This window comes from Streptomyces sp. NPDC058464 (assembly GCF_042721035.1).
Classification (GTDB): domain Bacteria; phylum Actinomycetota; class Actinomycetes; order Streptomycetales; family Streptomycetaceae; genus Streptomyces.
On the sequence record NZ_JBHXMA010000016.1, the window covers coordinates 119,007 to 131,922 of the forward strand.

At 68.1% G+C, this 12,916-nt stretch carries 14 protein-coding genes, 1 tRNA gene and 2 pseudogenes; 4 read left to right on the forward strand and 13 right to left on the reverse strand.

Going from position 1 to position 12,916, the window contains the following annotated elements:
• Positions 1–59: 59 nt before the first annotated feature.
• The 3 genes from ACFWPQ_RS22035 to ACFWPQ_RS22045 all read left to right on the forward strand — a co-directional run bounded on the left by ACFWPQ_RS22035 (position 60) and on the right by ACFWPQ_RS22045 (position 2,309).
• On the forward strand, positions 60–1,043 hold the full coding sequence (locus ACFWPQ_RS22035; protein WP_384037180.1) for an aldo/keto reductase: 984 nt from the start codon (positions 60–62) through the stop codon (positions 1,041–1,043).
• A gap of 195 nt (positions 1,044–1,238) precedes the next feature.
• On the forward strand, positions 1,239–1,400 hold the full coding sequence (locus ACFWPQ_RS22040; RefSeq protein ID WP_384037183.1) for a hypothetical protein: 162 nt from the start codon (positions 1,239–1,241) through the stop codon (positions 1,398–1,400).
• A 57-nt stretch (positions 1,401–1,457) separates the two neighbouring features.
• Positions 1,458–2,309 carry an SDR family oxidoreductase gene (locus ACFWPQ_RS22045; RefSeq protein WP_384037186.1) on the forward strand — a complete coding sequence of 284 codons (852 nt, stop codon included), beginning with the start codon at positions 1,458–1,460 and terminating at the stop codon, positions 2,307–2,309.
• Between the two features lie 37 nt (positions 2,310–2,346).
• Here ACFWPQ_RS22045 and ACFWPQ_RS22050 read toward each other — a convergent pair.
• The 3 genes and pseudogenes from ACFWPQ_RS22050 to ACFWPQ_RS22060 form a co-directional block, all read right to left on the reverse strand.
• Positions 2,347–2,469 (reverse strand): annotated as a pseudogene (locus tag ACFWPQ_RS22050) (restriction endonuclease); the annotation flags it as partial.
• A gap of 48 nt (positions 2,470–2,517) precedes the next feature.
• A tRNA-Arg gene (locus ACFWPQ_RS22055) sits at positions 2,518–2,590 on the reverse strand.
• 148 nt (positions 2,591–2,738) lie between these two features.
• Positions 2,739–2,900 carry a hypothetical protein gene (locus tag ACFWPQ_RS22060; protein WP_384037189.1) on the reverse strand — a complete coding sequence of 54 codons (162 nt, stop codon included), beginning with the start codon at positions 2,898–2,900 and terminating at the stop codon, positions 2,739–2,741.
• A gap of 75 nt (positions 2,901–2,975) precedes the next feature.
• On the opposite strand from ACFWPQ_RS22060, the gene ACFWPQ_RS22065 reads away from it, so the two are divergent.
• A complete protein-coding gene (locus ACFWPQ_RS22065) occupies positions 2,976–3,146 on the forward strand; it encodes a hypothetical protein (RefSeq protein WP_384037192.1) in 171 nt (56 codons plus the stop codon).
• Positions 3,147–3,184: 38 nt separating this feature from the next.
• Here the strand turns inward: ACFWPQ_RS22065 and ACFWPQ_RS22070 are convergent, their stop codons facing one another.
• The 10 genes and pseudogenes from ACFWPQ_RS22070 to ACFWPQ_RS22115 all read right to left on the reverse strand — a co-directional run bounded on the left by ACFWPQ_RS22070 (position 3,185) and on the right by ACFWPQ_RS22115 (position 12,913).
• Positions 3,185–3,961 carry an ATP-binding cassette domain-containing protein gene (locus ACFWPQ_RS22070; protein WP_384037195.1) on the reverse strand — a complete coding sequence of 259 codons (777 nt, stop codon included), beginning with the start codon at positions 3,959–3,961 and terminating at the stop codon, positions 3,185–3,187.
• A 36-nt stretch (positions 3,962–3,997) separates the two neighbouring features.
• A complete protein-coding gene (locus tag ACFWPQ_RS22075) occupies positions 3,998–5,122 on the reverse strand; it encodes an ABC transporter permease (RefSeq protein WP_384037198.1) in 1,125 nt (374 codons plus the stop codon).
• A complete protein-coding gene (locus ACFWPQ_RS22080; RefSeq protein ID WP_384037201.1) occupies positions 5,119–6,201 on the reverse strand; it encodes a sugar ABC transporter substrate-binding protein in 1,083 nt (360 codons plus the stop codon). The genes ACFWPQ_RS22075 and ACFWPQ_RS22080 overlap by 4 nt, the downstream gene beginning before the upstream one ends.
• A gap of 280 nt (positions 6,202–6,481) precedes the next feature.
• Entirely contained in the window at positions 6,482–7,471 is a 990-nt protein-coding gene (locus ACFWPQ_RS22085) for a LysR family transcriptional regulator (protein ID WP_384037204.1), read from the reverse strand.
• Between the two features lie 31 nt (positions 7,472–7,502).
• Positions 7,503–8,516, reverse strand: a complete 1,014-nt coding sequence (locus tag ACFWPQ_RS22090; protein WP_384037207.1) for a fumarylacetoacetate hydrolase family protein — start codon at positions 8,514–8,516, stop codon at positions 7,503–7,505.
• A 91-nt stretch (positions 8,517–8,607) separates the two neighbouring features.
• Positions 8,608–9,123 carry a nuclear transport factor 2 family protein gene (locus ACFWPQ_RS22095; protein ID WP_384037210.1) on the reverse strand — a complete coding sequence of 172 codons (516 nt, stop codon included), beginning with the start codon at positions 9,121–9,123 and terminating at the stop codon, positions 8,608–8,610.
• 59 nt (positions 9,124–9,182) lie between these two features.
• Positions 9,183–10,310, reverse strand: coding sequence for an FAD-dependent monooxygenase (locus ACFWPQ_RS22100; protein ID WP_384037212.1), 1,128 nt, complete (start codon positions 10,308–10,310; stop codon positions 9,183–9,185).
• Positions 10,311–10,440: 130 nt separating this feature from the next.
• Positions 10,441–11,628 carry an MFS transporter gene (locus tag ACFWPQ_RS22105; RefSeq protein ID WP_384037215.1) on the reverse strand — a complete coding sequence of 396 codons (1,188 nt, stop codon included), beginning with the start codon at positions 11,626–11,628 and terminating at the stop codon, positions 10,441–10,443.
• 284 nt (positions 11,629–11,912) lie between these two features.
• Positions 11,913–12,233: pseudogene (locus tag ACFWPQ_RS22110) on the reverse strand (CoA-transferase); the annotation flags it as partial.
• On the reverse strand, positions 12,233–12,913 hold the full coding sequence (locus ACFWPQ_RS22115; RefSeq protein ID WP_384037424.1) for a LysR substrate-binding domain-containing protein: 681 nt from the start codon (positions 12,911–12,913) through the stop codon (positions 12,233–12,235). The gene ACFWPQ_RS22115 and the pseudogene ACFWPQ_RS22110, both read right to left, overlap by 1 nt.
• Positions 12,914–12,916 lie beyond the last annotated feature (3 nt).

Consider the following 12,916-nt stretch of genomic DNA (forward strand, 5'->3'; position numbering starts at 1 on the left):
ATCAACACCCAGATCAACACCCACATCGACACCCGCGAGAACCCTGGAGCAACAGCACCGTGAAGCACGTCAAGCTCGGAGACCTGGAAGTCTCCCGTATAGGTCTGGGCACGATGACGATGTCCGGCGTCTACCTCAGCCCCGGCGAGAAGCCGGACGAGGCCGAGTCGATCCGTGCCATCCACCGGGCCCTCGACCTGGGCGTCACTCATCTGGACACCGCCGAGGCGTACGGCCCGTTCGTGAACGAGGAACTTGTCGGCCGCGCCGTCCGTGGCCGCCGTGACCAGGTGGTCCTGGCGACGAAGTTCGGCATGTACTCGCACCGGAGCGGGGCCATGGGCCACATCGACGGCAGCCCGCAGAACCTCCGCATCGCGCTGGAGGGGTCCCTCAAGCGGCTCGGCACCGACTACATCGACCTGTACTACCAGCACCGCGTCGACCCCGACACGCCAATCGAGGAGACCATCGGCGCACTCGCCGACCTCGTCGCCGACGGCAAGATCCGTCGCATCGGCCTGTCCGAGGCGGCCCCGGACACCATCCGCCGTGCTCACGCGGTCCACCCTGTCGCCGCGCTGCAGTCCGAGTACTCCCTGTGGACGCGGGACGTGGAGACCGAGATCCTCCCGGTACTGCGCGAGCTCGGCATCGGCCTGGTTCCCTGGTCCCCGCTCGGCCATGGCTTCCTGACCGGCACCATCCGCTCCACCCAGCACTACGCCGAGGGTGACTGGCGGGCGAACAACCCCCGCTTCACCGAGGAGAACCTCAAGCGCAACCTGCGCATCGTCGACGAGGTCGTGACGGTCGCCACCGAGGCCGACGCCACCCCGGCGCAGGTGGCCCTGGCCTGGCTGCTCGCCCAGGGCGACGACATCGCACCTATCCCCGGCACCAAGCGAGTCGCCCGCGTCGAGGAGAACACCGCCGCCGACGGCATCGAGCTGACCGCCGAGCAGCTGAACCGGCTCGACAACCTCGCCCCGGCGGCAGGCGACCGCCTCCACGAGCCGGGCATGCGACTGGTCAACCACTGACAGCGCCCAGTCTGCTGCTCCTCGTCCTTCGAGGACTTGCCGCAGGACGACTTCCGCCGCGGCCTGGCCCTCCCCCCAGCCTTCGGCCGGGGTCCCCATCCAGCAGGACGCGCTCCGGCAGAACCTCGCCATCGCCGACAGGGTCAAGCAGATCGCCGAGAGGCTCGGGGCACCGCCTGCCCAGGCTGCGCCGGCATGAGTGCTCGCCCAAGGCGAGTACGTGATCCCCCTCCCCGGCACCAAGACGCGCCCAAGTACCTGTTGGACAACGCCGGCGCGGCCGACATCGAGCTGAGCGCCGCGGACCTGGCGGAACTCGACGCCCTGCCCGTGACGCAAGGCGGTCGCTCCTACTGAGCGCCCACCGGCAGAACACCTCCCACCCCTCCCTCTTCGACTCTCAAGGATCCGACCATGAACAAAGCAAGAGAAGTAGCGGTCGTCGTCGGCTCGGGCAGCATCGGCCTCGCGATCGCCCGCCGCGTGGGCAACGGCCGCACCCTGCTGCTCGCCGACTACAGCGAGAAGGCCCTGGACACCGCGTCCGACCTGCTCAGCGGTGAGGGTTACGACGTGACGACCCGGGTCACCGACGTCTCCGACAGCGCGGCGGTCGCCGCCCTCGCCGACGCGGCAGCCGAACTGGGCCCCGTCACCCAGGTCGTGCACACCGCGGGCGTCTCACCGGTCCAGGCGCCCACCGAGCGGGTCCTGCACGTCGACCTGCTCGGCACCGCACTGGTCCTCGACGAGTTCGCGCGCGTCATCGCCTCCGGTGGCGCAGGCGTCGTCATCTCCAGCATGGCAGGCCACATGCAGAGCCCGTACGTCCCAGAGATCGAGCACGCGCTCGCCAACGCCGAGACCGCGGAGCTGCTTTCCCTGCCATTCCTGCAGCCCGACCAGGTGGGCAACTCCGGTGCGGCCTACGCCCTGTCCAAGCGGGCCAACGCCCTGCGCGTGCAGGCCATGGCTGTCGCCTGGGGCAAGCGCGCGGCCCGCGTGAACTGCATCAGCCCCGGCATCATCCTGACGCCCCTGGCCCGGGACGAGATGTCCGGTCCCGGCAGCGAGGGATACCGCCGCATGATCGAGACGTCGGCCGCAAAGCGCGTCGGCACGCCCGACGAAGTCGCGGAGGCTGCGGCGTTCCTGCTCGGCCGACAGGCCGGCTTCATCACGGGCGCCGACCTCCTGATGGACGGCGGAGTGATCGCGGCACTGCGCACCGGAGAGCTTTCGCTGACGCCCTCGGCGGAGGGCTGATACGCAGGCTCGGTAGGCGTATACACCGCCCTGGCGATCAGACTGGAGTGGCAGGCCGTGGACCGTCGTGGAAGATCTGGGTGGTGTGCCAGTCACGGTGGACAGCTGAGACCGGGCGTGCGCCTTGCGTGGGCCAGCCGATGAGCGGACGGCCCACGAGGCCCTCCCGTCCGACGGACGGGAGGGCCCCTGAACTGGCGTTTTGCTGTGCCCCCGGCAGGATTCGAACCTGCGACACCCGCTTTAGGAGAGCGGTGCTCTATCCCCTGAGCTACGAAGGCGGGGCCTTGCGTAAAACGTGGCTGAATACTCTGAGTGAGCATTCATCCCCGTTGTGGCAAGGATCAGGGACCGCCACTGAGAGCGGTCCCTGACAGGTTAGCGGATTCGGCTGGGGTGGTGGCGCCGAGGCTGACACCTCAGCCCGGTTCATGATCGGCGGGGTTCTCCTTTGTCGCTGAGGTCGGTGGCTTTGGACTCGGCGTCGGAGTAGGTGGGGTCTTCCTGGTAGCGGGCGGCGCCGGTGGCGTTCTGGGCCAGGAGGAAGCCGAGGACGACCAGGCTCTGGGCTTCGGCGCCGAAGGCGATCATGCGGCGGTTCCACAGCGAGCGGTCGAACGGGGAGAAGCCGGCTTCGGTGTCTTCGCGACCGCCGCAGATGTGTCGGTGGACGGCGGTGTCCTCGGGGATCTGGAGGAGATGTTCGGCGCGGTGGAAGCCGGTCTCGGTGTCGCTGTGGCCGTCGTCGCCTTCGCCGGGGGTGCTGGTGATGCCGAGGGGTTCGCGGTGTGCGACACCTTCGCCGATGCTTTTCTGCGAGCCGTCCCCGTCCGGTGATCCGAGTGAGCCCCTTCGCCGCGGCGGGGCGACGCGCGTCAGGATGCGAACATCGAGGGCCGGGAGCCGGTGATCCAGCCGACGACGTGGTCACTGTCCGCGTCGGCTGTCGGAATGTCCGCGACCTTGCGTCCTCGGTTGAGGATGACCATGCGCTGGGTGACCTCGTAGCACAGGGGCAGGTCGTGCGAGACGACCACGATCGCCGTGCCCTGTTCGGCCAGCTTGCGGATCAGGTCCTCCACCTGGCGTGTCTGCTCGTAACCGAGTGCGGCTGTGGGCTCGTCGAGCAGGAGCACCCCGCGGGAGTTCCCGGCGGCCCGGATGGCGCTTCTGGCGAACGCGACGACCTGGCGTTGGCCGCCCGACAGGAGTTCCACCGGGCGGGTCATGGGCGCGGTGCGGACGCCGAGCCGGTCGAGCTGTTCCTCGGCGTGGCGGCGCTGCGCCTTGTGGTTGACGAATCCGAGCCGGCCGAACGGGCCCCGTCGGAGGATCTCCTGGCCGAGGTTGAGATTGGTCGCTATGTCCTGGGGTTCCACCAGTGACAGGTCCTGGTAGACCATGTGGATCCCGGCGGCCGCTGCGTCCCTCGGTGCGTGGAAGGAGCGCTGGTGGCCGTGTACGCGGATCGTGCCGTGGCTCGGGCGGTGTGCGCCCGACATCACCTTCAGCAAGGTGGACTTGCCCGCTCCGTTGTCGCCGAGGAGGCCGACGACCTCCCCGGGATCGATCCGGAAGTCGATGCCGTCGAGGGCGCGTACGAATCCGTAGTGGTGCTCGATACCGGACAGTTGCATGGCGGGTGTTGGCATGCCTGCTCCCTGGATTCCCTGGTTCCTCGGTGTGTTCTATTTCTGGTGGGCCGAAAGGTTGGCGTCCATCAGTCGGCTCGCGACGCCGTTCTGGACGGCGCGTTCCAGGAAGAGCGAGCCGATCAGAAGGGCGCCGGTGCACACCGTCGACCAGTAGGGCTGTACGCCGCGGATGATGAGCCCGTTCGAGATGGTGGCGAGGATGAGCGAGCCCACGAGGATCCGGGGCAGGCTGCCGCGGCCGCCGGAGAGCACGATTCCGGTGAGTGACACGGCGGTGAGAGAGCTGAAGATGATCGAGGGGTCGGCGGATGGGCCGGCCTGGGTGACGGTGGCGGTGCTGACGAGGCCGCCGAGTGCGGCCAGGGTCCCGGAGACGACGAAGCCGAGGACTCTGTAGGCGCCGCTGTTGATGCCGGCGCGCCGTACGGCTTCGGCGTTGGCCCCCACCGCCATGACGCGCAGGCCGCCCCGGGTCCGGGTGAGGAACAGGTAGCCGACGATGTAGACGGCGGCGACGATGAAGACGGGACCGGGGATGCCGGTGAAGTCGCCGGTGGCGAAGTAGTGGTGGGTGCCCATGAACTTGAGCTGGGACAGGCCGGGGAAGTTGTCGCCGTCGGCGATGACGGCGGCAAGACCGGAGAGCACCGAGAAGGCGCCGATGGTCACGATGACGGGGTTGAAACCGCGCAGCACGATCAGCCCGTTGAGCAGGCCGACGACCACGCCGCAGGCGAGCCCCGCGAGCAGCGACAGCCAGGTCGGGCTGCCGTGTGTCAGGAGCCGGCCGCAGACGCAGCTCGCGACGGCCGCGGTTCCCGGGAGCGACAGATCCAGGGAACCGGTCATGACGCCGATGCCGACCCCGGCGGCGAAGATCGCCGTGATCGCCGCCGCGTTGGCCACCAGGACGGCGTTCGTGACGGTGAAGAAGTACGGCCGGCCGATGAACGCGAAGACCACGATCAGAAGACCCCAGATCACGAAGACGCCCTGGTCCCTCAGGAAGACGAGCGCGGATACCGTCCGAGGCAGTTGCTGGGGGCCGCGGGGGTGTGTCGAACGGCCGCCGTCGCCGGTGGACTCACCCTCATCGCCGGCCGGTTCGTTCTCGTCGCCGGTCGGCACGTCGGGCCGGCTCGTGGATGTGCCGGTCACTGGCCGGCCCTCACGATCTCCACCGGGACGGTGAGCTGTTCGCCGGTCGCCTCGGGGTCCTTCATCATCTTGAACAGGGTGTCCATGGACTGCTGCATGTCCCCCTGGAAGTTCAGCGCGATGATCGCGTAGATCTTCCCTTCCTTGGCCTTGGCCCTGGTCTCGTCGGCTCCCCCCTGGTGGACCAGGCACGTCAGGTCCTTGCCCGCCGCCTCGTAGGCGCCGAGTGCGCCGAGCGCACCCTCGTCGATGTTGCCGAGGACCGCCTGGGCGTCGGGATGGCCCTGCAGGGCACTGTTCATGTCCGTCTGGGCCTTGGCGACATCCGTGGTCACCTGGATCTCGCTGACGATGCGGGCGCCGGGGGCGGTCGACTTCAGGGCGGCCTTCTCGGCGGCCTCGGTCTCCTTCGCCCCGGCGGTCCCGGGAATGCTGGCCTGCAGGATGACGTCGGCCTTGCCGCCGAGTTTCTCCTTGACGCACGTGCCGAGTTCGGTTCCGACCTGCTTGCCGATCTTCGTGTAGTCGGTCCCGTCGAAGGTCACCCCCGGCACTGGACCGGACAGGCCGTAGTCGGCGGGGACGCCGTTCGTGACCATCGGCACGCCCGCCTTCTGTGCCGCCTCGAGCGCGGGGCCCGCGGACTTCGGGTCGACCATCAGCGCGTACACCCCCGCGGCCTGACCGGTGGTGATCGCACTCTCCAGCTGGCTGAGCTGAGTCTGCGCGCTGTTGCCGGGATCCTGCGCTATCACTTTGTAGCCCTTGGCATTTGCATAGGCCTTCACGCCCTTGGCCAGCGCTTGGAATGCCGGGGCACTGGGGTCGGCGGTAGAGAAGATGATCGTCTTGCTGTCGGAACCGGCGTTACCGGATTCCGACACGGAATTGCTGTCGGCGGGGTTTTCGGCGTCACCGCACGCGGCGAGTGTGCTGAGCGCACCCAGGGTGACAGCGGCAATTGCCGTACGGCGGAGGTCGCGGGCGTAGCGCATTTGTGCTCCTGCTTCCGAGGACGGCTCAACTGCCGTCCGGGCCCATGCCAAGCTCTGTTGAGGCTGCGTGATGACGTGTGCCACCGGACATCGGCCGCAACGGTAGGCCCTGCGCCCCAGGGGTCGGGAGCCTCGTGCTTATGAGCGTCGCCGATAATGGAAATTGATGGCGTCTATGACGCGACGCCTCGCTGCCGCCGATGTCGCACGGGGATTCCCCTGGTCGTATTGAGCTTCGGGCAGCAGAGTTCCGAGACCATGCCGAAGCCGCGAACCGGCGGGATCGAGTGACCAAGTAGCCAGTCGCGAATGGCAATTGTTCAACGGGGGCCAGGAGACGCCGAGCCGCAGCTGGGAGACTCCTTCAGACCCTCGAAGGACATGTACTGGTTTTCTCCCGCTCACGCCAGGAAGCCGCATTCGGGGCAGCGGACGCGCCGGCCTCTGGGGCGTCCAGAGCGGCGCCGACCGCGCGGACCGTCTCGCGCAGCCAGCGGTGGGCGGGGTCGGTGTGCCGGTTGTGGTGCCAGTACATGGCCTCGACCAGGCGTACATCCGGGAAGGGCGGCTCGACGGCCGCACAACGCGTGACCGCGGTGTATCGGTCGGCGAGGCGTTCGGGAACCAGGGCCACGAGGCCGGTGCCGCTCACGAGGAACGGGAGCACCCCGAAGCCTGGGGCACTGACCTGGATCTTCGGCTCGATGCCGAGCGTCTCCAGTTGGCGGTCGGCAGGGGTGAGGGATTTACCGAAGGCGGATGCGGCGTGCGGCATCTCGGCGAGGTCGCGCAGGGTCAGCCGGCCGTCCACCAGGCGCGGGTTGTCGGGGTCGACGAGACAGACGAACCGGTCGTGCACCACGACCTCGCTCACCCCCGGCAGCCGGTAACCGAGCGGGGCCACGAGGAGGTCGTGACAGCGCAGATGGTTCTCCGACTCGGGTTCGCCGGAGACCAGCGGATGGAAGTCGATCCGTAGGCCGGGGGCCTCTTCGGCGATGATCCGAAGCAGCGGCTCGACCATGACCGTCATCATGTAGTCGGACATCACCACCGAAAAGCGCTGCTGACTGTGGGCCGGTTCGAACCGCCGGGTCAGGGAGAGCGCCTCCTCGGCCTTGAGGAGTGAAGCCCGAACCACCGGCAGGAGCCGGTCGGCGAGCGGCGTCAGTTCGTACTGCCGCCCCACCCGGACCAGCAGTTCGTCACCGAAGTGCCTGCGCAGCCGCGCCAGTTGTCCGCTCATCGCCGACTGGCTGAGGGTGAGCCGCATGCCCGCGTGGGTCACGTTCTTCTCCTCCAGAAGCGCTTCCAGCGCCACCAGGAGGTTGAGGTCCATCGCTGCGAGGCCCACGGCGGTCTCCAGATGTACGGGATGCCGGCGTTCAGCCGACGGGTCGGGGAGTACGCCCGCGCTTACGGGCCCGGGGCAGATACGCGTCGGCGCGGCCGGGCACGACGAGGCTGGTCACTGTGCCGAGCCGCTCCACGGTCAGGGACACGACGTCACCACGGGACAGCGGCGGCGGCGTCCGCTCGCCGGCCCGCCCCCAGTGCTCGGCCAGCGCTCCCCAGCCGCAGGTGCCGGAGCCGAGGATGTCACCGGGCTGCACCCAGGCGTCCCGGCTGGCGTAGGCGATCATCTCCTCGAAGGTCCACGAGCAGTTGGCGAGGGTGTCCCGGCCGATGAGCTCGCCGTTCAGGGTGACCGTCATCTCCAGGTCCAGGAAGCCGTCCGCGTCCCGCCGGTCCTCGACCTCGTCGGCGGTGACCAGGTAGGGGCCGAGGGTGTTGGCGAAGTCCTTGCCCTTGGAGAAGCCGAGGCCCAGGTTCTTCTCGGGCTTCTGAAGGTCACGCGCCGACCAGTCGTTGAAGACGAGGTAGCCGGCGATGTGCTCGCGCGCCTGCTCGGGGGTGAGGTCGCGGCCGGAGCGGCCGATGACCACCCCGACCTCCAGCTCGAAGTCGAGCACGGAGCAGCCCGCCGGCACCGGGACGTCGTCGTACGGACCGTAGGCGCCGTGCGGGTTGGTGAAGTAGAAGTTCGGCGCCCTGTACCACTCCTCGGGGACGTGTTCGAGGCCGTCCAGGGACTTCGAGACCCCTTCGATGTGCGCCTCGAAGCCGACGAAGTCCCGGATCGACGGCGGGGTCAGGGGTGGCAGCAGCCGGACGTCCGCGAGCCGCGGGCCGGGCGCCTGGGCGAGGGCCGTGGCACCCGCCTCGCCGAGAGTGCCGGAGCGCAGCAGCGACAACACGGTGACGCCCTCGGGAAGGGGGTGGATGAGACCGTCACGGATCACACCGGCCCGGGCCGGGCCGAGGTCGGGGTCGGCCGGGTGCGCGGCAGCGGTGGTGGGCGGGGCAGCGGTCCGGGGCGAGTAGGTGGCGAACTTCATGTGCGCTGCTTCTCCGTGGTCTTGGGTGCGGGGGACGGTGCGTCCGTCGCGAGGCGGAGGGCGAACCGGCCGTCGGTCCGGGCGGCGGGTTTCAGCGGCGGTACTGCGGTGGTGTGTGCTCGCCGACCTGGAGGCGCTTGCCCATCTCCTCGTTCCCCCAGCCGATGACGAGGGTGCTGCGGACGATCCACCACCGGCCCTCGCGCCGGACGTAGTCGTCCTCGATACGGCCGGCGGCGATGATCTCGGGTCGCTTCTCGACGTCGTTGTACGCCAGCGTGTTGACGTAGTAGTCGCTCCTGGCGGTGTCGCCCGAGAGCTCGACGTTCATGTTGCTCACGTCATGACGCATGAGGGCATAGGTGACGACACCTTCCTGCCGGTCCGGGTTGAACCGGACCTGGTCGCTGAGCGACTTGGCGACGATCTCCTCCAGGTTCTCGGACATGACCTTGCCGTTCGACAGGGCGATGACGGCGTCGGGGGCGAAGATCTGCCGGTAGATCTCCGGGTCGGTGGTGTCGCGTGCCTTGGCGTACCGGACGATCAGGTCCTGGATCGCCATCCGGTCGGCGAGGACGGCGAGCAGGTCTTCCTGAACGGTCATCGACGTACTCCCTCGGGGTGTCTGCATGCGGATGTCAGATGTCAGGTGGATGTCAGATGTCAGTACGGCTGCGCGAGGACGCCCATCGCCCGGCCCATCAGTCGCCCGTTCTCAGGGCCGGGCGGCAGGTTCTGCTGCTCGCGCTCGGACAGCGTGACGCTGGTCTCGACGACGGTCTTCACGCGCTCGAAACGGCGGTCGAAGAACGTCTCGTAGGCCTCCTCCAGCGAGGCGGCGGTGGTGACGCACTGCGCCAGCACGACGCCGTCCTCCAGGGCCATGCCCCCGCCCATACCCATGTGGGCTGTGGTCGCGTGCGCCGCGTCGCCGATCAGCAGGGTCCGGCCGCGGTGCCAGGGCTTGCCCATCAGCATCCAGTCGAACGGCCGTACGATCAGCTCGGACTCGGGGGTCAGATGCTTGCGAAGCTCAACGATCGCGGGTGCGGTGTAGGTGTCGAGGAAGCGTTTGACGAACTCGTAGGCCTCCTGCTGCGACATCTTCGTCCTGGGCAGGTTGAGGACCATGGGGCAGTACATGGCGTTCGGGTAGGGCTGGTGGTAGAAGGCCATCCGGCCCATCTCCCCGGAGATGTACCAGCCCTCACCGTCCACGGGGTCGCTCGGGAAGACCCAGCGGATGCTCATCTGTCCCGCGTACCGGACTTCGGGAGCGTCGGGGAAGGCGAGGGAGCGGGTGCGGGAGTTGATCCCGTCCGCGCCGATCACGAAGTCGTAGCTGCGGACCTCCCCGTCGGTCATCGTCACGACGGTTGCGTCGGCGGTGTCCACGATGGATTCGATCGACATGCCGGTCTCGACGCGCGCGCCGAGTTCGGTGGCCCTCTTGACGAGGATCTCGGCCAGGGCCGGCCGGTAGCCGCCGATGGGTTCCCTGGCGCCGGGAATGTCGTCCGGCGGCGGCGCGGCGGAGAGGACGCCGCCCGCCGCGTCGTACATCACCGGACGCCCCAGCCCGAGCTGGCCGGTCGCCACGACCTGGTCGTAGACGCCGAGCTCGTCGAGCGCGTCGGGTGCGCGGCCGGCGAGTCCGATGCCGGCGCCGACGGGGCGGAGATCGCCGATCTCGGCGACATCGCACTGCACTCCGGCCTGCTGAAGGGCGATTGCCGACGAAAGACCTGCAATTCCGCCCCCGACGATCAGTCCCTTGGAAACAATTGTCATCTGCGGCTCCTCATGTGTTCGGTCTCCGATAATTGTTGTTACCTGTTGGACACATTGCCAGGTGCGGCACTTCCGTGGAAATGCCTTCTGTCAATGGCCGCTATAGATCAGGTCTATTAAGGAGAAATTTTCAGCGAACGCCGCGGACGCGCAGGATGGAGAATGCCCCGACGATGGCGTAAAGGGTGCCGACGGTGTACAGAGCCGTGTAGTTGTGGCCGGTGCCGCCGATGGCGAGGAAGAGCGGTGCCACGGCGGGGGCGAGGGACTGGGGTAGTTGGTTGGCGAGGTTGAAGACGCCCAGATCCTTGCCCGCGGCCTGTTCGCTGTCCGGCAGGACCTGGGTGGCCAGGGCCAGGTCGACGGCGAAGTACACCCCCTCGCCGACGGCGATCATCACCATGGCGATCAGGAAGCCGGTCTCGCTGGGGTTGAAGACCAGCGCCAGCATGCCCGCCGCCGCCAGCAGCGCCGCACCGAGCACGAACACCCGACGCCGGCCCACCCGGTCCGAGATCCGGCCGGCCACAGCGGCGGTGAGCAGGACCGCCACGGTCTGCAGGGCGGTGGAGACGGTCACGAGGTCGCCGGCGTGATCCTTGTGCAGGCCGAGGGTGTCGGTGAGGTAGTAGAGCTGGTAGTTGATGACGGACGACACCGACATGAAGATCAGGAAGCGGTTGATCCAGGCCCAGCCGAAGTTCGGGTACCGGACCGGGTTCACCCAGAACGAGCCGGCCAGTTTCCTGAGGCTGAACGGCGTGTGCTCGTCGGTCTCGGCCACGCGGTCCGGCAGAACGACGACCAGCCAGACGGCGGACAGCACGCCGAACAGGCCGAGCACACCGAGGGCGGCGCCGAGGGGGGCTGTGCTGGCCACCACCGTCCCGATCACGCCCGCCGCGGCCTGTGTCATGCCGAACAGTCCTGAGACGAAGCCGCGGCGCTGTACCGGGATGTGGTCCGGGAGCAGGGCGTACAGGACCGCCATCATGCCGTTGGCCGCTCCGGCGGTGATGCACCAGCCCAGGGTGAGAACGGGGATGCTGCCCGCGGCGGCGATCACGAGGAGGCCGGCGGCCGCGGCGACCGAGGTTCCCAGGAGGAAGGGGCGGCGCATGCCGAAGCGTGAGACGCTGCGGTCGCTGAACCAGCCGACGAGGGGGTTGGCCACCAGGCCGGCCAGGGCCCCGAAGCCCAGGACGATCGAGAGGTTGGTCGACTTGCTGTCCGGAGTCAGGTCGCCCACGCGGTCGGGCAGCACCAGGATGATCGGTGTCAGGACGGTCAGCCAGAGCCCGAGGGAGGCTGCGGCCATGGGCGCCAGCAGACGTGCCGTGGCAGCCTTCTCCGGTGTGCTCTTCGGCCGTTCAAGGGCCTGTGATATCTCCGCCAAGGTCGTCCCCTTTGACTTTCTTGGATAAAAGAGGGCCGCGCGGGCGCGCAGCGAAATTTCTCAAGATGGCGGCAATGCTAGGTATGTCGGTCGGTTACGTACAGATGTATTCCGATAGGGCTAATCGATGGCGGCTATCGATCCGGTCTATTTGTTCGGCGCCGCCTTGGCCTGCTGTATCTTCCGCGCGGCGAATACACCAGTGGTCAGCAGGCGCTGCTCAGGCTCAGGCCGGCGTCGGTGACGTCGGTGACGTCGAGGACACCGAGGTCGGTGATGACGCGGTGAACGCAGCGGGTGCCGTGGACGAGGTCCATGGCACCACCCATGCCCTTGACCATCTTTCCGGGGATCATCCGGTTGGCGAGATCACCGTTCGCGGAGACCTGCACGGCACCGAGGACGGCGGTGTCCATGTGTCCGCCGCGGATCATGCCGAAGGAGAGGGCGGAGTCGAAGAACGAGGCCCCCGGCAGGACGATGACGGTCTCTCGGAGTGGAGGACCACAGTCAGTATCCGTGCGGTCTATGGGGCGCTTTCAGGCTGTTCCATCGCGTACATGTCGACGAGTTGGCGGCGCAGCCAAGTGTGCTCAGGGTCCTCTTCGTAGAACGGGTGCCACCAGAAAGCGAGTTCGAAGGGCTCGATCGTAAAGGGCGGTTCCAGAACGCGGAGACCCAGGTCGTTGCCGAGAGCATGGATGTAGCGTTCCTGGACCAGCGCTACTCGCGAGGTCCCTTTGATGCAGAAGGGGATGGCTGCAAAGGAGTCGACGACGACCTGGGCCCGCTCGGTCATCTTGGCCCACTGCCTCGCGTCGAAACCTGCGGGGGCGCGGGAAGGGCCTTCGAAGGCGGAAGCCCAGGGGAGTTCGTGCAGTTCCGCGAGAGTGGGGCTGTCGCTGACCGTGGTGTTCGCCGCGTCGGCAACCAGCACCCAGCGGTCCCGGAAGAGGCTGAGGTGAGGCATGTCGTCGGGGAGGAAGCCCTGAGGAGCGAGCAGGCCGTCCACGTCCCGGGTGCGCACCTCGGGCGGTGAGAGCGATTCCACGGTGAAAGAGCGCAGTACCAGCCGGATGTGCGGGGCGGAGCGGGAGAGGTGGGGGGGGGGGGGGGGGGGCCCCCCCCCCCCCCCCCCCCCGGCGGGGGGGCAGGGGGAAAAGAGAAGGGTGTTTTTGGGGGGGTTTTGTGTTTTTGGAGTAATCAAAAG

Excerpts from the sequence above, each read along its gene's own strand:
- ACFWPQ_RS22040 (WP_384037183.1), top strand. The coding sequence starts at position 1,239 with ATGAGTGCTCGCCCAAGGCGAGTACGTGATCCCCCTCCCCGGCACCAA.
- ACFWPQ_RS22045 (WP_384037186.1), top strand. The coding sequence starts at position 1,458 with ATGAACAAAGCAAGAGAAGTAGCGGTCGTCGTCGGCTCGGGCAGCATC.
- ACFWPQ_RS22060 (WP_384037189.1), bottom strand. The coding sequence starts at position 2,900 with ATGATCGCCTTCGGCGCCGAAGCCCAGAGCCTGGTCGTCCTCGGCTTC.
- ACFWPQ_RS22070 (WP_384037195.1), bottom strand. The coding sequence starts at position 3,961 with ATGCCAACACCCGCCATGCAACTGTCCGGTATCGAGCACCACTACGGA.
- ACFWPQ_RS22090 (WP_384037207.1), bottom strand. The coding sequence starts at position 8,516 with ATGAAGTTCGCCACCTACTCGCCCCGGACCGCTGCCCCGCCCACCACC.
- ACFWPQ_RS22095 (WP_384037210.1), bottom strand. The coding sequence starts at position 9,123 with ATGACCGTTCAGGAAGACCTGCTCGCCGTCCTCGCCGACCGGATGGCG.
- ACFWPQ_RS22100 (WP_384037212.1), bottom strand. The coding sequence starts at position 10,310 with ATGACAATTGTTTCCAAGGGACTGATCGTCGGGGGCGGAATTGCAGGT.
- ACFWPQ_RS22105 (WP_384037215.1), bottom strand. The coding sequence starts at position 11,628 with ATGGCCGCAGCCTCCCTCGGGCTCTGGCTGACCGTCCTGACACCGATC.